General features: G+C 61.1%; 18 protein-coding genes. All 18 read left to right on the plus strand.

Annotation, left to right across the window (positions count from 1 at the left end):
• Positions 1-214: 214 nt before the first annotated feature.
• The 18 genes from LIY45_RS17315 to LIY45_RS17400 all read left to right on the plus strand — a co-directional run bounded on the left by LIY45_RS17315 (position 215) and on the right by LIY45_RS17400 (position 18,314).
• On the plus strand, positions 215-1,144 hold the full coding sequence (locus LIY45_RS17315; protein ID WP_017477447.1) for a ketoacyl-ACP synthase III: 930 nt from the start codon (positions 215-217) through the stop codon (positions 1,142-1,144).
• A 265-nt stretch (positions 1,145-1,409) separates the two neighbouring features.
• Positions 1,410-2,855 (plus strand): flagellin, encoded by a 1,446-nt coding sequence (locus LIY45_RS17320; RefSeq protein WP_026077954.1) that lies wholly within the window; start codon positions 1,410-1,412, stop codon positions 2,853-2,855.
• Positions 2,856-2,930: 75 nt separating this feature from the next.
• Positions 2,931-3,293 carry a flagellar protein FlaG gene (locus LIY45_RS17325; RefSeq protein WP_226477020.1) on the plus strand — a complete coding sequence of 121 codons (363 nt, stop codon included), beginning with the start codon at positions 2,931-2,933 and terminating at the stop codon, positions 3,291-3,293.
• A gap of 79 nt (positions 3,294-3,372) precedes the next feature.
• Positions 3,373-4,773, plus strand: a complete 1,401-nt coding sequence (gene fliD / locus LIY45_RS17330) for a flagellar filament capping protein FliD (protein WP_226477021.1) — start codon at positions 3,373-3,375, stop codon at positions 4,771-4,773.
• Between the two features lie 144 nt (positions 4,774-4,917).
• Positions 4,918-5,307 (plus strand): flagellar export chaperone FliS, encoded by a 390-nt coding sequence (gene fliS, locus LIY45_RS17335; RefSeq protein ID WP_026077955.1) that lies wholly within the window; start codon positions 4,918-4,920, stop codon positions 5,305-5,307.
• 24 nt (positions 5,308-5,331) lie between these two features.
• The gene (locus LIY45_RS17340) at positions 5,332-5,628 is read left to right on the plus strand and encodes a hypothetical protein (RefSeq protein WP_017477452.1); all 297 of its coding nucleotides are present in this window, start codon (positions 5,332-5,334) and stop codon (positions 5,626-5,628) included.
• 171 nt (positions 5,629-5,799) lie between these two features.
• Positions 5,800-7,275: a sigma-54 dependent transcriptional regulator gene (locus LIY45_RS17345; RefSeq protein WP_017477453.1), complete on the plus strand. Its 1,476-nt coding sequence runs from the start codon at positions 5,800-5,802 to the stop codon at positions 7,273-7,275.
• 110 nt (positions 7,276-7,385) lie between these two features.
• Positions 7,386-8,597 (plus strand): ATP-binding protein, encoded by a 1,212-nt coding sequence (locus LIY45_RS17350; RefSeq protein ID WP_207198186.1) that lies wholly within the window; start codon positions 7,386-7,388, stop codon positions 8,595-8,597.
• A gap of 6 nt (positions 8,598-8,603) precedes the next feature.
• Entirely contained in the window at positions 8,604-9,986 is a 1,383-nt protein-coding gene (locus LIY45_RS17355) for a sigma-54 dependent transcriptional regulator (RefSeq protein ID WP_226477022.1), read from the plus strand.
• Between the two features lie 130 nt (positions 9,987-10,116).
• Positions 10,117-10,449: a flagellar hook-basal body complex protein FliE gene (fliE, locus tag LIY45_RS17360; protein ID WP_003214581.1), complete on the plus strand. Its 333-nt coding sequence runs from the start codon at positions 10,117-10,119 to the stop codon at positions 10,447-10,449.
• A gap of 14 nt (positions 10,450-10,463) precedes the next feature.
• The gene (gene fliF, locus LIY45_RS17365; RefSeq protein ID WP_017477456.1) at positions 10,464-12,239 is read left to right on the plus strand and encodes a flagellar basal-body MS-ring/collar protein FliF; all 1,776 of its coding nucleotides are present in this window, start codon (positions 10,464-10,466) and stop codon (positions 12,237-12,239) included.
• Positions 12,232-13,251 carry a flagellar motor switch protein FliG gene (gene fliG, locus LIY45_RS17370; RefSeq protein ID WP_017477457.1) on the plus strand — a complete coding sequence of 340 codons (1,020 nt, stop codon included), beginning with the start codon at positions 12,232-12,234 and terminating at the stop codon, positions 13,249-13,251. Before fliF ends, fliG begins: the two co-directional genes overlap by 8 nt.
• Positions 13,252-13,261: 10 nt before the next feature.
• Complete coding sequence (gene fliH / locus LIY45_RS17375) at positions 13,262-14,026, plus strand: flagellar assembly protein FliH (RefSeq protein WP_226477023.1); 765 nt, start codon at positions 13,262-13,264, stop codon at positions 14,024-14,026.
• Positions 14,016-15,374, plus strand: coding sequence for a flagellar protein export ATPase FliI (gene fliI / locus LIY45_RS17380; protein WP_017477459.1), 1,359 nt, complete (start codon positions 14,016-14,018; stop codon positions 15,372-15,374). The genes fliH and fliI overlap by 11 nt, the downstream gene beginning before the upstream one ends.
• A 3-nt stretch (positions 15,375-15,377) precedes the next feature.
• The gene (fliJ, locus tag LIY45_RS17385; RefSeq protein WP_008434833.1) at positions 15,378-15,827 is read left to right on the plus strand and encodes a flagellar export protein FliJ; all 450 of its coding nucleotides are present in this window, start codon (positions 15,378-15,380) and stop codon (positions 15,825-15,827) included.
• 88 nt (positions 15,828-15,915) lie between these two features.
• Complete coding sequence (locus LIY45_RS17390) at positions 15,916-16,221, plus strand: STAS domain-containing protein (RefSeq protein ID WP_063028096.1); 306 nt, start codon at positions 15,916-15,918, stop codon at positions 16,219-16,221.
• Entirely contained in the window at positions 16,218-17,936 is a 1,719-nt protein-coding gene (locus LIY45_RS17395) for a fused response regulator/phosphatase (protein ID WP_226477024.1), read from the plus strand. Before LIY45_RS17390 ends, LIY45_RS17395 begins: the two co-directional genes overlap by 4 nt.
• 30 nt (positions 17,937-17,966) lie before the next feature.
• Complete coding sequence (locus LIY45_RS17400; protein WP_020480190.1) at positions 17,967-18,314, plus strand: Hpt domain-containing protein; 348 nt, start codon at positions 17,967-17,969, stop codon at positions 18,312-18,314.
• The last annotated feature ends 55 nt before the right edge of the window (positions 18,315-18,369 follow it).

Below are 18,369 nucleotides of genomic sequence, written 5' to 3' on the forward strand. Positions count from 1 at the left end.
AGCGCAGAAAATTGAGTGACCTGTGAGTCATAAAGCGCATCTTCACTGTATCGTGTGAAAAGGATAGGTCGTCGCCAGGTCTCTGCGAGGGCCTGCCGCCAAGGTGTAAAGGCGGTTTTCGGCGAGTTTTTTGCGGGGTTATCCCCATTATTGTCAGCACCCGGCGACGTGTCTCGCGGGGTGTTCTCCAGCTATTTAGTATTGGGAAGCCACAATGATTGGCATAAAAAGCATCGCCAGTTACGTGCCGGTAGACGGGATCGATAACTACGCCCAGGGTGCCAAATTCGCCAAGGATGAAGAATTCATCATTGGCAAGATCGGTTCGGCGTTCCTGCCGCGCAAGGATGCTGCACAGGAAACCTCCGATCTGTGCGTCGAGGCGGTCAACGCCTTGTTTGCCAACAACCCCGATTTGAAGCGCGAATCCATCGATGCGCTGATCGTCGTCACCCAGAACGGCGACGAAGAGGGCTTGCCTCACACCGCCGCCATCGTCCAGGACAAACTGGGCCTGCCGACGCACGTGGCAGCCTTTGATATTTCCCTGGGCTGCTCGGGCTATGTCTACGGCATCTATGCAATGAAGGGCTTCATGGAAGCCACGGGCCTGAAAAACGGCCTGCTGGTGACCGCCGACCCGTACTCGAAGATTGTCGACCCGGAAGACCGCAACACCACCATGCTGTTCGGTGATGCCGCGACGGCCACCTGGATGGGCGAAGACGCGCCCTGGCAGTTGGGCAAGGCCAAGTTCGGCACTGACGGTTCCGGTGCGCCGCACTTGAAGGTCAGCGATGGCGTGTTCTTCATGAACGGCCGCCAGGTGTTCAACTTTGCCTTGCTCAAGGTGCCGGCCCATTTGCACGAGCTGCTCAACGAGTCGGACCTCAAGGCTGACGAGATTGACGCGTTCTGCATTCACCAGGGCAGTGCGGCGATTGTCGACGCTGTGGCCCGGCGTTTCGAAGATGCACCGGTGGACAAGTTCATCAAGGACATGGTCGAGACTGGTAACACCGTGTCCTCGAGTATTCCGCTGCTGCTGGAAAAGCACATGCTCGACTCCACCTGGAAGCGCGTCGCCATCAGTGGTTTTGGCGTGGGCCTGTCCTGGGGCTCGGCGATTTTGCATCGCCCTTGATGCCTTAAGGCGCTGCACACAAAAACGCCCATGATCGAAAGATCATGGGCGTTTTTTATTTGGCGCCAAAAAGCCAGCAACTGCGGGGGGTTGGGCCGTCGTAAATGCTTGAATTACAAGGGGTGGCACGGCGCCAGTAAAAAAAATCAAAAAAGTCCTCAAGCAACCTGCTTTCACGACGATAACTATTACGAAGGTTCTCTAGGCCACACCCGGCGGTTGCCAGGGCCGGAAGCCGCAGTAAACAACCCACGAGGATTTCGTCATGGCTTTAACAGTAAACACTAACCTTGCTTCGTTGAACGTTCAGAACAACCTGAACAAGGCTTCCGGCGCCCTGCAAACTTCCATGCAGCGTCTGTCCTCCGGCCTGCGTATCAACAGCGCCAAAGACGATGCGGCCGGCCTGCAAATCTCCAACCGTCTGACCAGCCAGATCAACGGCCTGGGCGTTGCAATCAAGAACGCCAACGACGGCAGCTCGATTGCTCAGACCGCTGAAGGCGCCATGCAGCAGTCCACCAACATCCTGCAAAGCATGCGTACCCTGGCTCTGCAATCCGCCAACGGCTCGCCAAGCGCTGACGACCGTAAGTCGAACCAGGCTCAATACGCAGCACTGACTGCTGAATTGACCCGTATCGCTACCACCACTACTTTCGGTGGCAAGAACCTGCTGGACGGTTCTTTCGGTACCACTTCTTTCCAGGTCGGCGCCAACGCCAACCAGACCATCGACATGAGCATCGGTAACGTTGCAGCCAACAACATTGGTTCGCAGCAGCTGAAATCCCAAGGCGTTGCTCCAAGCGCAACAGGCGTTGCCGGCGGCGCACTCACCGTTACCGGTGGCGGCCAGTCCAAGAGCCTGACCATCGCTGCCGGTGCTTCGGCCGGGCAGATCGCTGCGCAAATGAACGGCGCTGTAGGCGGCCTGGCTGCTACTGCCAGCACTGTTGCCCAGTTCACCGTTGACTCCGCTGCCATCGCTGCTGCAACCCCTGCCAGCGCCAACTTCACCTTGCAAGTCGGTAGCGGTGCTGCGGTTCAGTTCACTGGCGTGGTCAAAACTTCTGACCTGGCTGACCAACTGAAGTCCAACGCTGCCAAGCTGGGCATCACCGTTAACTACGATTCGACCACTCAAGCGCTGTCGGTCAAGTCCGATACCGGTGAGAACCTGACCTTCAACGCTGGCGACGCCGGTGCTATCGCAGGCGTCAAGGTCGCCACCCTGGATGGTACCGGTACTGCCGGCACCGCCGTTGCCCTGGCTAACACCGCTATCATCGCAACCGGCGCCGTTTCCCTGAACTCCTCCAGCAGCTACTCCCTGAGCGGCGCCGGTGTGACGGGTCTGTTCGCAGCTACTGGTACTGCTGCCAACTCCATCAAAACCACCGTCAACAACACTGACATCACCACTGCTGCCAACGCACAGAACTCGATCGACGTGATCACCCAGGCGATCTCGGACATCGACTCCCAGCGTGCCGGCCTCGGTGCTGTACAAAACCGTTTCGACAACACCGTTGCCAACCTGCAGAGCATCTCCGACAACTCCAGCGCCGCTCGCGGTCAGATCCAGGACGTTGACTACGCTGCTGAAACTGCTCAGTTGACCAAGCAACAAACCCTGCAACAGGCTTCCACTGCGATCCTGTCCCAGGCCAACCAACTGCCATCCGCTGTACTGAAGCTGCTTCAGTAATAGCCATCGGTAGCTGACTGACGGAAGGGCGCGTTTACGTGCCCTTTTGTCTTTTGCGTGATGAGGAGAGTGGACATGGACATGAGCGTCAAGTTGAACCTGTCTTATCCTGCTGCCCCAGCGCCACAGAGTGCACCTGCCCCTGTGACTGCCGACTCGCAGACCCCCAAGGTTGATGCGACCGTCGCAGCAGCAAAACCCAAGCAGGAAACGAAACCGGACGACCTGGAAAAGGCCGTCAACGATATTCGCAAATTCGTCCAGGCTGCCCAGCGCAACCTGGATTTTTCCATTGATGACTCCACCCATCAGGTGGTTGTCAAGGTCATCGCGACCGACAGTGGCGAGGTCATTCGTCAGATCCCGTCGGAAACCGCATTGAAACTCGCACAAAGCCTTCACGACGCCAGCAACGTGTTGTTTGACGCTAAAGTCTGAGCTGGCATGAATTTTGTTGCTGTAGCTGCTTGAGGCGTCGTCCGTCAAGAAAGCGCCAGCCCCGATCAGGAGAAGAGTCATGGGTGATATCACGGTAAGCGGCCCGGTTACGGGGATTAATACCGAGTCGATCGTTACGGCCTTGGTGAACGCTGAACAAGCGCCCAAGCAGTCTCAGATCAACAAGCAGACGCAAACGTCGACCGCCCAACTGTCCTCGATCGGCAAGATTCAAGCGGCGCTGGATGCCTTCCGCGGCGCCATGGACAACATGACCAAGGACGCCAGTATCGGCGGCCTGACGGCGACCACCTCGGATGCCAACGTTTCTACCGTCACCCTGGGCGCCGGTGCGTCTGCGGGGAGTTATGCGCTGGTTGTCACCCAGTTGGCGACAGCCTCGAAGATTGCCACCCAGACGTATGCAGGGGGGGCGAAGACGGTCGTCAATACCGGTAGCACCGCCACGACCCTGGAAATTTCCCAGTCGGGCCAGAGCTATGGTGTCAGTGTTCCGCCGGGCGCGACGTTGCAGCAAGTGCGTGATTCGATCAACGCGCAATACAGCAGCGCCGGCCTGAGTGCCAACATCCTGACTGACTCCACCGGTTCCCGTCTGGTCTTGACCTCGACCAATACCGGCGCCGGTACGGACATTACGCTGGGTGGCAACTCCGGGCTGGACACCGGATCTTCAGTGGTGGACAAGCCGCCACAGAATGCGAAATACACCATTGACGGTACCGCTCAGGAATCCAAGAGCAATACCCTGTCCGACGCGATCAGTGGCGTGAGTATCAAGTTGACGGCTTTGTCGCCTCTGCCCACCGGGCAAACAGGAGACGCCAACCGGATAGCCTCGACCATTACCGTGACGCGCAGCACCGACACGCTTAAGAGCTCGGTAAAAGGTTTTGTCGACACCTATAACGCCCTGATGACCGCGATCAACACCGAGACCGCCGTCACTACCAATGCGGATGGTTCCACCACTTCTGCTGCGCTGACGGGCGATTCCACCATGCGCGGTCTGCAGACGGCCGTGCGTGCTCAGCTGAACGCACTGGCCGGTACGGGCACATTGAAATCCCTGGCCCAGTTTGGTGTGAACACTGACCAGACAACCGGCAAGCTGAGCATCGACGACAAGGTGTTCAGTGCGGCTATCTTGACCAATCCCACCGACATCGGCGGCATTTTCAACGGTGACAATGGCCTGTTGGCGCGTATGAAATCTGCGACCGACAGCTATGCGGTGACCAACACCGGTGTTCTTGCTGCGCGTTCTTCGACGCTGTCGGCCAACCTCAAGGACCTGCAAAACCAGCAGGACACCCTGACCGCGCGCATGGCTGCCCTGAAGACAAGCCTGACCGCCAAGTACACCACCATGAACAACCTGGTGGCTCAGCTCACCAGTCAACGCTCCAGTGTCATGACCACGCTCAACGCGCTGAACAAGACCTCCTCGGACAGTTGATCCTCAATGAAGCCGCCCGGTGAAGTGACTAGCTTCACTGGGCGGGACCTTCAGCAGACCGCCGGCTTAAAGTTTTTTGCGACACCGTCGACATAATAGTCAGAGCCCATTCTTTTTAGCTGTTGCCTGTCACGAGGTAGAAACATGAATCCCATGAGAGCCCTTCGCCAATACCAGAAGGTCAATTCCCATGCCCAGGTCTCCGAAGCCAGCCCGCACCGTCTGGTTCAAATGCTGATGGAAGGCGCGCTGGACCGCATGGCCCAAGCCAAGGGCGCCATGGCTCGTGGTGACATCGCGCAAAAGGGCCTGTTGCTGGGCAAGGCGATCGATATCCTGATTGGCCTGCGTGACGGCCTGAACCCGGAAAAAACCGATGATCCGGCCGCCTTGCAGCAATTGGATAACCTGTACGCCTACATGACCACGCGCTTGCTCGAAGCCAATACCAAGAGCGATGTGGCGATGATCGACGAAGTAGCCGGCTTGATGATTACGCTCAAGGAAGGCTGGGACGGTATTGCAACACTGTAGGCCTGCTGGCCTGAGGAAGACGTTATGAGCCACGCCCTGCAACGGATTGACGAGACCCGCGAAGCCTTGATGGATGCATTGGCTGCACGTAACTGGGACGCCATCGGCGAACTGGACCTGGGGTGTCGTGCAGTGATTGACGAGGCGCTGAGCAATGCGCCGGTGGACGAAGATGCCCTGCGGGAAAAACTGGAAAGTTTGCTGGAGGTGTATCAGCAGCTGCTTGAGGTGACAACCGGGGAGCGTCAGGCGATTTTCGAGGAGATGTCGCAGATCAACCGAGCGGAAAGTGCGTCAAAGGTTTACCATCTGTTCGGCTGAAGGCTCAGTTAATCCGAACAAGGCGCGTCATTAATTTGACCGTGCACATATTTTTGACTTAACTAGTGCTATTTTCAGACGTCAGAAAGCTGTAGCGCAGAAAATGCCTACAGCTATCTAGATTGCCCCAACTCGAGGGCATTAGAGTTTTACTAGGGAAGTTGCTATTGCATGTGGCGTGAAACCAAAATCCTGCTGATCGATGACGATAGCGTTCGGCGCCGCGATCTGGCGGTGATCCTGAATTTTCTTGGGGAAGAAAATCTACCCTGCGGCAGCCACGACTGGCAGCAGGCGGTCAGCTCTTTGTCGTCGAGCCGTGAAGTCATTTGTGTGCTGATCGGGACGGTCAATGCTCCTGGCGCCGTTGCAGGCTTGTTAAAGACACTGTCAACCTGGGATGAGTTCCTTCCGGTGTTGCTGATGGGCGATATTTCTTCTGTGGACCTTCCGGAAGACCAGCGCCGTCGCGTCCTTTCCACCCTCGAAATGCCACCCAGCTACAGCAAATTGCTCGACTCCCTGCACCGTGCCCAGGTCTACCGCGAGATGTACGACCAGGCACGCGAGCGCGGCCGTCACCGCGAACCCAACCTGTTCCGCAGCCTCGTCGGCACCAGCCGTGCGATCCAGCACGTGCGCCAGATGATGCAGCAAGTCGCCGACACCGACGCCAGCGTGCTGATCCTCGGCGAGTCCGGCACCGGCAAGGAAGTGGTCGCGCGCAACCTGCATTACCACTCCAAGCGCCGCGACGGGCCGTTCGTGCCGGTCAACTGCGGGGCGATCCCGGCAGAGCTGCTGGAAAGCGAACTGTTCGGCCACGAGAAGGGCGCCTTTACCGGGGCGATCACCAGCCGTGCCGGGCGTTTTGAACTGGCCAACGGCGGCACCCTGTTCCTCGACGAAATCGGCGACATGCCGCTGCCGATGCAGGTCAAGCTGCTGCGGGTTTTGCAGGAGCGCACCTTCGAGCGCGTGGGCAGCAACAAGACCCAAAGCGTCGACGTGCGCATCATTGCCGCCACCCACAAAAACCTCGAAAGCATGATCGAGGTCGGCAGCTTCCGCGAAGACCTGTACTACCGCCTCAACGTATTCCCGATCGAAATGGCGCCCCTGCGCGAGCGTGTCGAAGACATCCCGCTGCTGATGAACGAACTGATCTCGCGCATGGAGCACGAAAAGCGCGGTTCGATCCGTTTCAACTCGGCGGCGATCATGTCCCTGTGCCGTCACGGCTGGCCGGGCAACGTCCGCGAGCTGGCCAACCTGGTGGAGCGCATGGCGATCATGCACCCGTACGGGGTGATCGGCGTGGTCGAGCTGCCGAAGAAATTCCGCTACGTCGATGATGAAGACGAGCAGCTGGTAGACAGCCTGCGCAGCGACCTGGAAGAGCGCGTGGCCATCAACGGCCATACGCCGGACCTCGGTTCCACCGCCATGCTGCCGCCGGAAGGCCTGGACTTGAAAGACTACCTCGGCAGCCTTGAACAAGGTCTGATCCAACAGGCCCTCGACGACGCCAACGGCATCGTCGCCCGTGCCGCCGAACGCCTGCGCATCCGCCGCACCACCCTGGTGGAGAAGATGCGCAAGTACGGCATGAGCCGCAAAGAAGGTGATGAACAGGCGGATGATTGACGCCTGTTTTTCAAGCCGCTGATTAATCAGCGGTTTTTTTTCGGCACGGGTATTGCTACAGCACTCGCAACGTTCCGTTTAACTGACGGTCAGCCAAGCGAGAGAGCATGATGCCCCACGCCGCCCAACTATCTTCGGTTCCTGACACTCAGGGGCCTGCCCCCTCCGTAGAGCAGATCAGCCGTCTCGGGCTTGAACAGGCGTTTTCCCTGTTCAATCAGATGTCGAGCCAATTGACTGACTCCTACAGCCTGTTGGAAGCACGGGTTTCCGAACTTAAAGGCGAGTTGGCGGTGGTCAGCGCCCAGCGCATGGAAGAGCTGGCCGAGAAGGAGCGCCTGGCCAACCGTCTGCAAAACCTCCTCGACCTGTTGCCCGGTGGCGTGATCGTCATCGACGACCAGGGCCGCGTGCGCGAAGCCAATCCGGCCGCCTGCGACATGCTCGGCCTGCCGCTGGAAGGCGAGCTGTGGCGCGAGGTCATCACCCGCTGCTTTGCGCCGCGGGAAGACGACGGCCATGAAATCTCCCTCAAGGACGGACGCCGCCTGTCCATCGCCACCCGTTCCCTGGATGCCGAGCCCGGCCAGTTGGTGTTGCTCAACGACCTGACTGAAACCCGTCACCTGCAAGACCAGTTGGCACGCCACGAGCGCCTGTCATCCCTGGGACGGATGGTCGCTTCCCTGGCGCATCAGATTCGTACCCCGTTGTCCGCTGCGCTGATTTACGCCAGTCATTTGACTGATGAGCAGTTGCCGGCGGCCACTCACCAGCGTTTTGCCGGGCGGCTCAAGGAGCGCCTGCACGAGCTGGAGCATCAGGTGCGCGACATGCTGGTGTTTGCCCGCGGCGAATTGCCGCTGACCGATCGCGTCACCCCGGCCGCCTTGATGCAGTCCCTGCAAGCCGCCGCCGCCACCCATATCCAGGAAGCGTCAGTCCGTTGGCAGTGCGACAGCCATCACGGCGAGTTGCTGTGCAACCGCGACACCCTGGTGGGCGCGCTGCTCAACCTGATCGAAAACGCGACCCAGGCCAGTGGCCCCGGGGCGCGGCTCAAGGTGCACCTGTATAGCCGCGGCGACACCCTGCGCCTGAGCATCAGCGACAGCGGCAGCGGGATTGACCCGGTGGTGCTGCAACGCCTCGGCGAACCTTTTTTCACCACCAAAACCAACGGTACCGGCCTGGGCCTGACCGTGGTCAAGGCGGTCGCCCGTGCCCATCAGGGAGAATTGCAGCTGCATTCCCGGTTGGGTCGCGGCACGTGCGCGTTGATCACGCTGCCGCTGTTTTCATGCGCCGTCAGCGCGGAGTAAAAGGTCATGGCTATCAAGGTTTTATTGGTTGAAGACGATCGCGCCCTGCGTGAAGCATTGGCTGACACGCTGTTGCTGGCGGGCCATGACTACCGGGCGGTCGGTTCTGCCGAAGAAGCCTTGGAGGCTGTGGAGCAGGAGTCCTTCAGCCTGGTGGTCAGCGACGTGAACATGCCGGGCATGGACGGCCATCAATTGCTCGGCCTGTTGCGTGCGCGCCAGCCGCAATTGCCGGTGCTGTTGATGACCGCCCACGGTGCCGTGGAGCGCGCCGTCGACGCCATGCGCCAGGGCGCCGCAGATTACCTGGTCAAACCTTTCGAACCCAAAGCCTTGATCGAACTGGTCGCCCGCCATGCCCTCGGTACCCTGGGCGCTGCCGACGGCGAAGGCCCGATCGCCTTCGAGCCGGCCAGTGCGCAATTGCTGGAACTGGCGGCCCGTGTCGCCCGCAGCGACTCCACCGTATTGATCTCCGGCGAGTCCGGCACCGGCAAGGAGGTGTTGGCGCGCTACATCCACCAGCAGTCCCATCGCTCCAGCCAGCCGTTCATTGCGATCAACTGCGCGGCCATCCCCGACAACATGCTCGAAGCCACCTTGTTCGGCCATGAGAAAGGCTCGTTCACCGGCGCCATCGCCGCCCAGGCCGGCAAGTTCGAACAGGCCGACGGCGGTACCATCCTGCTGGACGAGATCTCCGAAATGCCCCTGGGCCTGCAAGCCAAATTGCTGCGGGTATTGCAGGAGCGCGAAGTGGAGCGCGTGGGGGCACGCAAGCCGATCCAGCTGGACATCCGTGTGGTTGCCACCACCAACCGCGACCTGGCGGGCGAAGTGGCGGCGGGGCGCTTCCGTGAGGACCTGTTCTACCGCCTTTCGGTGTTCCCGTTGGCCTGGCGCCCGTTGCGCGAGCGCCCGGCAGACATCATCCCGCTGGCCGAACGCCTGCTGAGCAAGCACGTCAATAAAATGAAGCATGCCCAGGCGCGCCTGTCGGCCGACGCCCAGGCCTGCCTGATCAGCTACCCCTGGCCCGGCAACGTGCGGGAACTGGACAATGCGATCCAGCGCGCTTTGATTCTGCAGCAGGGCGGCTTGATCCAGCCTCAAGACTTCTGCCTGGCCATGGGCACGGGCGCAGCGCCGTTGCCAAGCCTGGCGGCCGCGCCACAGATTGAAGCCGCGCCTGCCGAGTCGGCCGGTGCCTTGGGCGACGACCTGCGCCGCCGCGAATTCCAGATGATCATCGACACCTTGCGCTCCGAGCGCGGGCGCCGCAAAGAGGCCGCCGAGCGCCTGGGTATCAGCCCGCGCACCTTGCGCTACAAGCTGGCACAGATGCGCGATGCAGGGATGGACGTGGAAGCCTACCTCTACGCCACCTGAAAATTCTCAAAGCCGACAGGGCCAGTCGCCTTTTCTTACAGAATGCCACGGAGCTGGCACCCTTGTTGCTACCACCCCTGTAATCGCTGTGTAGTGTCAAAAAATTGCGGGTTGTCGGAGAGAGAAGGTCATGAGCCAAGGTGTTGAGTTCAATCGGTTGATGTTGGATATGCGGTCCATGCAAATGGATGCCATGGCCCAACCGAAATCCGCCGCGCAAGCCGTGCCGGAATTGGGCCAGAGCAGCTTTGCCGACATGCTCGGCCAGGCCATCAACAAAGTCAGCGATACCCAGCAGGCCTCCAATCAGTTGGCCACCGCCTTCGAGATCGGCAAAAGCGGCGTGGACCTCACCGACGTGATGGTCGCCTCGCAAAAAGCCAGCGTTTCATTCCAGGCCTTGACCCAGGTGCGCAACAAGCTGGTTCAAGCCTATCAAGACATCATGCAGATGCCGGTTTAAGGACGATTTGAGTCATGGCAGAAGCAGTCGTGGATAACGCACCCGCCAAGGCAGACGGCAAGCCGCCGCTGTTTGGCCTGTCGTTCCTGGAAAACCTCTCCGAGATGACCATGCTGCGTCAGGTGGGCCTGATGGTCGGCCTGGCTGCCAGCGTGGCGATTGGTTTTGCCGTGGTGCTGTGGTCCCAGCAACCGGATTACCGCCCGCTGTATGGCAGCCTCGCGGGCATGGATTCCAAGCAGATCATGGAAACCCTGGCGGCAGCCGACATCGGCTACACCGTCGAACCGAATTCCGGCGCCCTGTTGGTCAAGGCCGATGATGTGGCGCGTGCGCGGATGAAGCTGGCGGCAGCCGGCGTCACTCCTTCCGACGCCAATATCGGCTTTGAAATCCTCGACAAGGACCAGGGCCTGGGCACCAGCCAGTTCATGGAAGCCACCCGCTACCGTCGTGGCCTGGAAGGCGAGCTGGCGCGGACTATTTCTGCATTGAACAACGTCAAGGGCGCCCGCGTGCACCTGGCGATTCCGAAAAGCTCGGTGTTTGTACGCGACGAACGCAAGCCGAGCGCCTCGGTACTGGTGGAGCTGTTTGCCGGCCGCTCCCTGGAGCCAGGCCAGGTGTTGGCGATCATCAACCTGGTGGCCACCAGCGTTCCCGAATTGAGCAAGTCGCAAATCACCGTGGTCGACCAGAAGGGCAACCTGCTGTCCGACATGGCGGAAAACTCCTCGCTGACCATGGCCGGCAAGCAGTTCGACTACAGTCGCCGCATGGAAAGCATGCTGACCCAGCGCGTGCACAACATCCTGCAACCGGTGTTGGGCAACGATCGCTACAAGGCTGAAGTGTCGGCTGACGTGGATTTCAGCGCGGTTGAATCGACCTCCGAGCAGTTCAACCCGGACCAGCCTGCCTTGCGCAGCGAGCAATCGACCACCGAACAACGCACCGCCAGCAATGGCCCGCAAGGCGTGCCGGGTGCCCTGAGCAACCAGCCGCCAACCCCGGCCACCGCGCCGCAAACCACTGGTGGCGCTGCCGCCACCGCAGGTGCGGTGCAGCCAGGCCAGCCGCTGCTGGACGCCAACGGCCAGCAAATCATGGACCCGGCCACCGGCCAGCCGATGCTCGCGCCGTACCCGGCCGACAAGCGTCAACAATCCACCAAGAACTTCGAGCTTGACCGTTCCATCAGCCATACCAAACAGCAGCAGGGCCGGATCAATCGCCTGTCGGTGTCGGTGGTGGTGGATGATCAGGTCAAGGTCAACGCCGCAGACGGCGCCGTGACCCGTGCACCGTGGAGCGCCGACGAATTGGCGCGCTTCACTCGCCTGGTACAGGACGCAGTGGGCTTTGATGCCAGCCGTGGCGACAGCGTCAGCGTGATCAACATGCCGTTTTCCGCCGAGCGGGGCGAGGTGATTGCCGAGGCCGCGTTCTATACTCAGCCGTGGTTCTGGGACATCGTCAAGCAAGTGCTGGGTGTGCTGTTCATCCTGGTGCTGGTGTTCGGCGTGCTGCGTCCGGTGCTTAACAACATCACCGGTCACGGCAAAAAACAACTGGCCCTGGCCGGTGGCGACGTCGAGTTGGGTGGCATGGGCGGCCTCGATGGCGAACTGGCCAACGACCGCGTGAGCCTCGGTGGCCCGCAAAGCATTCTGTTGCCGAGCCCGAGCGAGGGTTATGACGCTCAGTTGAACGCAATCAAGAGCCTGGTGGCCGAAGACCCGGGTCGTGTGGCCCAGGTCGTGAAAGAGTGGATTAACGCAGATGAGTGATAGCCGAGCTGCAGTAGCCAAACTCTCCCGGGTCGACAAAGCCGCCGTGCTGTTGCTGTCCCTCGGAGAAACCGACGCCGCCCAAGTGCTGCGCCACATGGGCCCCAAAGAGGTTCAGCGTGTCGGCGTGGCCATGGCGCAAATGCGCAATGTGCACCGCGAGCAAGTCGAGCAGGTGATGAGCGAGTTCGTCGAGATCGTCGGCGACCAGACCAGCCTGGGCGTCGGCTCCGACAGCTACATTCGCAAAATGCTCACCTCGGCCCTGGGCGAAGACAAGGCCAACGGCCTGATCGACCGCATCCTGCTGGGTGGCAATACCAGTGGCCTCGACAGCCTGAAGTGGATGGAACCGCGGGCCGTGGCCGACGTGATCCGCTACGAACACCCGCAGATCCAGGCGATCGTGGTGGCGTATCTCGACCCCGACCAGGCCGGCGAAGTGCTTGGCCATTTCGACCACAAGGTGCGCCTGGACATCATCCTGCGCGTCTCGTCGTTGAACACCGTGCAGCCAGCGGCCCTGAAAGAATTGAACACCATTCTCGAGAAGCAGTTCTCGGGCAATTCCAACGCTTCGCGTACCACGTTGGGCGGCATCAAGCGTGCGGCCGACATCATGAACTTCCTCGACAGCTCGGTGGAAGGCCAGTTGATGGACTCGATCCGCGAGATCGACGATACCCTGTCGGTGCAGATCGAAGACCTCATGTTCGTGTTCAACAACCTCTCCGATGTCGACGACCGTGGCATTCAGGCGTTGCTGCGTGAAGTCTCCTCCGACGTGCTGGTACTGGCCCTCAAGGGCTCGGACGAAGGCGTCAAGGAAAAGATCTTCAAGAACATGTCCAAGCGGGCTTCCGAACTGTTGCGCGACGACCTCGAGGCCAAGGGCCCGGTGCGCGTCAGCGACGTGGAAACTGCGCAGAAGGAAATCCTCACCATTGCCCGCCGTATGGCCGAAGCCGGAGAAATCGTTCTCGGTGGGAAGGGCGGCGAAGAAATGATTTAAGGCGCCGCGCATGTCGAACAAAGATGAGACGCCCAGCGATCTGATTCGCGCACGGGACGTCGGAGGGTTCGACGTCTGGTCGTTGCCCAGTTTCGACCCGCATCGCCCGGAGCCTGAACCCGAGCCGGTAGAAGAAACCCCGGCCGAGATGGAAGAAGTGCCGCTGGAAGAAGTCCAGCCGCTGACCCTGGAAGAGCTCGAAAGCATTCGTCAGGAAGCCTACAACGAAGGCTTTTCCACCGGCGAGAAAGACGGTTTTCGCAGCACCACCCTCAAGGTTCGCCAGGAAGCCGAGGCGGCGCTGAGCGTCAAGCTGGCCAGCCTGGAAACCCTGATGGGCAGCCTGTTCGAGCCCATCGCCGAGCAGGATTCGCAGATCGAAAAAGCCATGGTCGGGCTGGTGGAGCACATCACCCGCCAGGTGATTCAGCGCGAATTGGCCCTGGACTCCACGCAAATCGAAAGCGTGATGCGCGAAGCCCTCAAGCTGCTGCCCCTGGGTGTCGGCAACGTACGGCTGTACATCAACCCCCAGGATTTCGAACAGGTCAAAGCCCTGCGCGAGCGCCATGAAGAAACCTGGCGCATCGTCGAAGACGCTGCGCTGCTGCCCGGTGGTTGCCGGGTCGAGACCGAACACAGCCGTATCGACGCCACGGTGGAGACACGCATCAGCCAGATCATGGCCAAGCTGTTTGACCAGTTGCACGAGCAGGCGCTGCACCCGGCAGAGCCGGACTTGAGCGTCGAGCTGGACACCCCTGATGCGCCTTGACCGCACCAGCTTCGCCAAGCGCCTGGGTGGCTATGCCGAAGTCACTGAGTTGCCGGGCCAGCCGATCCTGGAGGGCCGCCTGCTGCGCATGGTCGGCCTGACCCTGGAAGCCGAAGGCCTGCGCGCCGCCATGGGCAGCCGCTGCATGGTGATCAACGACGACAGCTACCACCCGGTGCAGGTCGAAGCCGAAGTGATGGGCTTTTCCGGCAGCAAAGTATTCCTGATGCCCGTCGGCAGCGTTGCCGGTATCGCGCCCGGCGCCCGCGTGGTGCCGCTGGCGGATACCGGCCGCCTGCCCATGGGCATGAGCATGCTCGGCCGGGTGCTGGATGGCGCCGGCCGTGCCCTCGACGGCAAGGGCGGGATGAAGGCTGAAGACTGGGTGCCGATGGACGGCCCGACCATCAACCCCCTCAAGCGCAACCCCATCAGCGTGCCGCTGGACGTGGGCATTCGCAGCATCAACGGATTATTGACGGTGGGCCGCGGCCAGCGCCTGGGCTTGTTCGCCGGTACCGGCGTGGGTAAGTCGGTGCTGCTGGGCATGATGACCCGCTTTACCGAGGCCGACATCATCGTGGTGGGGCTGATCGGCGAGCGGGGCCGCGAGGTGAAGGAATTCATCGAGCACAGCCTCGGCGAAGAAGGCCTCAAGCGTTCAGTGGTGGTCGCCTCACCGGCGGATGACGCGCCGCTGATGCGCCTGCGTGCCGCGATGTACTGCACACGCATCGCTGAATATTTTCGCGACAAGGGCAAGAACGTCCTGTTGCTGATGGATTCCCTGACCCGTTTCGCCCAGGCCCAGCGGGAAATTGCCCTGGCCATCGGCGAGCCGCCGGCCACCAAGGGCTATCCGCCGTCGGTGTTCGCCAAGCTGCCCAAGCTGGTGGAACGCGCGGGTAACGCTGAAGCCGGTGGGGGTTCGATCACCGCGTTCTACACCGTGCTGTCCGAGGGCGATGACCAGCAGGACCCGATTGCCGACTCGGCACGGGGCGTGCTCGACGGGCACATCGTGCTGTCCCGGCGCCTGGCCGAGGAAGGGCACTACCCGGCCATCGACATCGAAGCCTCCATCAGCCGGGTGATGCCGTCGGTGGTCACGCCTGAGCACATGATGCGCGCGCAGCAGTTCAAGCAACTGTGGTCGCGCTATCAACAGAGCCGCGACCTGATCAGCGTGGGCGCCTATGTGGCCGGCGGTGATCGCGAGACTGACCTGGCGATTGCCCTGCAACCGCAACTGGTGACCTACCTGCGCCAAGGCCTCAACGACAAGATCAGCATGGGTGAAAGCGAGGCGCACCTGGGCAGTATCTTCGCTCCGGCACCCGGCGGATAAACCATGGCCAATACCCGCGCCGCACGCCTTGCCCCGGTGGTGGACATGGCCGAAAAAGCTGAAAAGACCGCCGTCCAGCGCCTGGGTTACTTCCAGGGCCAGGTTCGCCTGGCGGAAAGCAAGCTGGGGGACCTGGAACGCTTTCGCGGCGAGTACCAGCAGCAGTGGATCGAGCGCGGCAGCAAAGGCGTCTCCGGCCAATGGCTGATGGGCTACCAGGGCTTTCTCAACCAGTTGGAAACCGCCGTCGGCCAGCAGCGCCAGAGCCTGGCCTGGCACCAGGCCAATGTCGACAAGGCTCGCGACAGCTGGCAACAGGCCTACGCCCGGGTCGAAGGCCTGCGCAAGCTGGTGCAACGCTACATCGACGAAGCCCGCGCACTGGAAGACAAGCGCGAACAGAAGTTGCTCGATGAACTGTCCCAGCGTCTGCCCCGCCAAAACCCCTATTGAGCACGCCACCCGTCCTACATGGATTTGCCCACTTGCCCATCACCTGCTAAACCTTGTTGCACATTGCCAATGACAAGGAAGCAGTCGAATGTCAGTCGAATCAGAAGTGTCCCTGGATGGGAAGAAAGCGACGATCACCGTCAAGGGCCGATTCGATTTCGGTAGTCACCAGGCTTTTCGTGATGCCTACGAGAAGTTCTACAAGGTGCCCGAGATCTACGTGGTGGACTTGAAGGAAACCACCTACATGGACAGCTCGGCCCTGGGCATGCTCCTGCTGCTGCGGGACCATGCCGGCGGCGACGATGCCGAAGTGCAGGTGGTCAACAGCAACTCCGACGTGCGCAAGATCCTCGCCATCTCCAACTTCGACAAACTGTTCGACCTCACTTGAGCGTCCTGGCCCCGGTCCTCGAGGCGCTGACGGTGTTGATCGCCGAAGACAGCGCCGCCGACCTGCTGTTGCTGTCGAGCATCGTGCGCCGTCAGGGCCACCAGGTACTGACCGCCAGCAACGGCCAGGAAGCCGTCGACGTGTTTACCCGCGAGCGGCCGCAGTTGGTGCTGATGGACGCACTGATGCCGGTCATGGACGGCTTCGAGGCGGCCCGGCAGATCAAGCAACGGGCGGGGGAGGCGCTGGTGCCGATCATCTTCCTCACCTCCCTGCGCGAGAGCGAAGCCCTGGCCCAATGCCTGGATGCCGGCGGCGACGACTTCCTGGCCAAACCCTATAACCAGGTGATCCTGGCGGCGAAGATCAACGCCATGGACCGCCTGCGCCGCTTGCAGGCCACGGTGTTGCAGCAGCGCGACCTGATCGCCCGGCACCACGACTACCTGCTGCAGGAGCAGCGGGTGGCCAAGGCGGTGTTCGACAAGGTCGCGCATTCCGGCTGCATCAACGCCGCGCCGAATATTCGCTACGTGCAATCGCCTTATGCGCTGTTCAACGGTGACCTGCTGCTGGCGGCCTACACGCCGTCGGGCGATATGCATGTGCTGCTGGGGGACTTTACCGGTCATGGTTTGCCGGCGGCGGTCGGCGCGATGCCGCTGGCGGAAGTGTTCTACGGCATGACGGCCAAGGGCTACGGCCTGGCGCAGACCCTGCGGGAGATGAACGCCAAGCTCAAGCGTATCCTGCCGGTGGACATGTTCTGCTGCGCCACCTTGCTGTGCCTCAGCGCCCAGCGCCGGGTGGTGGAAGTGTGGAACGGCGGCATGCCCGAGGGTTATGTGCATGACCTCGCCACTGGCCAGCGCACGCCACTGGTGTCGCGGCATTTGCCATTGGGCGTGCTGACGGCCGAGGCGTTTGATGACCGCACTGAAGTCTGGCCGATGGCGCTGGGCGACCGGGTGTTTTTGCTGTCGGATGGTGTGCTGGATACTGCGGATGCCCAAGAGCAGTTGTTTGGCGCCGAGCGCTTGCAGCAAGTGTTTGCGGCCAACCGCGAGCCGGACCGGTTATTCGAGGAGATCGAGCAAGCCCTGGCGGCTTTTCGCGGCGAAGTGCGTGATGACGTCAGCATGGTGGAGATCAGCCTGCAGGCGGGGGAGGCGTTGCGTTCGCCGTCGATGGTGTATTCCGACAGCGGCCAGTCGTCGCCGCTGGATTGGTCGGTGAGTTTTGAGTTTCGTGCCGAGACGCTCAAGTCCTACAACCCGTTGCCGTATTTGTTGCAGTTGCTGTTGGAGGTTCATGGCCTGCGTGAGCAAAGCGGGGCGTTGTATGGCGTGATGGCGGAGTTGTATTCCAATGCCCTGGAGCATGGGGTGCTGGGCCTGGATTCGCGGCTCAAGCGTGATGCCCAGGGGTTTGCGGCGTATTACCGTGAGCGTAATGAGCGGCTGGCGCAGTTGAACAGTGGGTATGTGCGGGTGCATCTGGAGGTGGTGCCGACCGGGGAGGGTGGGTGCCTGACTTTGCGGATCGAGGACAGTGGGTCGGGCTTTGATGTGGAGAAGGTGCTGGCCAGGCCGCTGGATGTTGACCGTCTGTCTGGCCGGGGGTTGAGCCTGGTGCGGCAGCTGAGCAGCGATGTAGGCTGGTCTGACGGAGGGCGGTGTGTGTGCGTGGAGTTTTCATGGAAGGCTCTGGCATAATCCGCCGATTCTTGATCAAGGAGCGAACAAGTGGCAGAGATTCATCTGGACCCTGATGTGCTGACTGGCTTGCAGGAGGTCATGGAGGGCGAGTATCCGAAGCTGCTCGACACGTTTCTCGATGATTCGCAGAAGCGGGTAGAGGCGCTGCGCCGGGCCCGGGATGACGCGAAGGCCCTTGGGCGGATTGCCCATAGCTTCAAGGGGAGCAGCGGTAACCTTGGGGCGGTGCGGTTGGCTGAGCTTTGTCAGTTGCTTGAGGATACGTCCGCGAAGCACGCTTTTACGGATTTGGGGCGACTGGTGGATGAGATTGACCATGAATTCGCGCTGGTGCGGCCGTTGTATGAGCATGAGCGGGAGCGGTTTCAGCTCTGACGCTTTTGGCTCTGAGGTGGTGTGTATATCCGTTATTTAGGTAACGGCGGCTTAG

The sequence above is a fragment of the Pseudomonas sp. MWU16-30323 genome (genome assembly GCF_020515595.1).
Classification (GTDB): domain Bacteria; phylum Pseudomonadota; class Gammaproteobacteria; order Pseudomonadales; family Pseudomonadaceae; genus Aquipseudomonas; species Aquipseudomonas yamanorum.

Excerpts from the sequence above, each read along its gene's own strand:
- LIY45_RS17340 (WP_017477452.1), top strand. The coding sequence starts at position 5,332 with ATGAGCCACGCCCTGCAACGGATTGACGAGACCCGCGAAGCCTTGATG.
- LIY45_RS17350 (WP_207198186.1), top strand. The coding sequence starts at position 7,386 with ATGCCCCACGCCGCCCAACTATCTTCGGTTCCTGACACTCAGGGGCCT.
- fliJ (WP_008434833.1), top strand. The coding sequence starts at position 15,378 with ATGGCCAATACCCGCGCCGCACGCCTTGCCCCGGTGGTGGACATGGCC.
- fliG (WP_017477457.1), top strand. The coding sequence starts at position 12,232 with ATGAGTGATAGCCGAGCTGCAGTAGCCAAACTCTCCCGGGTCGACAAA.
- LIY45_RS17325 (WP_226477020.1), top strand. The coding sequence starts at position 2,931 with ATGGACATGAGCGTCAAGTTGAACCTGTCTTATCCTGCTGCCCCAGCG.
- LIY45_RS17345 (WP_017477453.1), top strand. The coding sequence starts at position 5,800 with ATGTGGCGTGAAACCAAAATCCTGCTGATCGATGACGATAGCGTTCGG.
- fliH (WP_226477023.1), top strand. The coding sequence starts at position 13,262 with ATGTCGAACAAAGATGAGACGCCCAGCGATCTGATTCGCGCACGGGAC.
- LIY45_RS17355 (WP_226477022.1), top strand. The coding sequence starts at position 8,604 with ATGGCTATCAAGGTTTTATTGGTTGAAGACGATCGCGCCCTGCGTGAA.
- fliF (WP_017477456.1), top strand. The coding sequence starts at position 10,464 with ATGGCAGAAGCAGTCGTGGATAACGCACCCGCCAAGGCAGACGGCAAG.
- LIY45_RS17320 (WP_026077954.1), top strand. The coding sequence starts at position 1,410 with ATGGCTTTAACAGTAAACACTAACCTTGCTTCGTTGAACGTTCAGAAC.
- fliI (WP_017477459.1), top strand. The coding sequence starts at position 14,016 with ATGCGCCTTGACCGCACCAGCTTCGCCAAGCGCCTGGGTGGCTATGCC.
- fliE (WP_003214581.1), top strand. The coding sequence starts at position 10,117 with ATGAGCCAAGGTGTTGAGTTCAATCGGTTGATGTTGGATATGCGGTCC.
- LIY45_RS17315 (WP_017477447.1), top strand. The coding sequence starts at position 215 with ATGATTGGCATAAAAAGCATCGCCAGTTACGTGCCGGTAGACGGGATC.
- LIY45_RS17390 (WP_063028096.1), top strand. The coding sequence starts at position 15,916 with ATGTCAGTCGAATCAGAAGTGTCCCTGGATGGGAAGAAAGCGACGATC.
- fliS (WP_026077955.1), top strand. The coding sequence starts at position 4,918 with ATGAATCCCATGAGAGCCCTTCGCCAATACCAGAAGGTCAATTCCCAT.
- fliD (WP_226477021.1), top strand. The coding sequence starts at position 3,373 with ATGGGTGATATCACGGTAAGCGGCCCGGTTACGGGGATTAATACCGAG.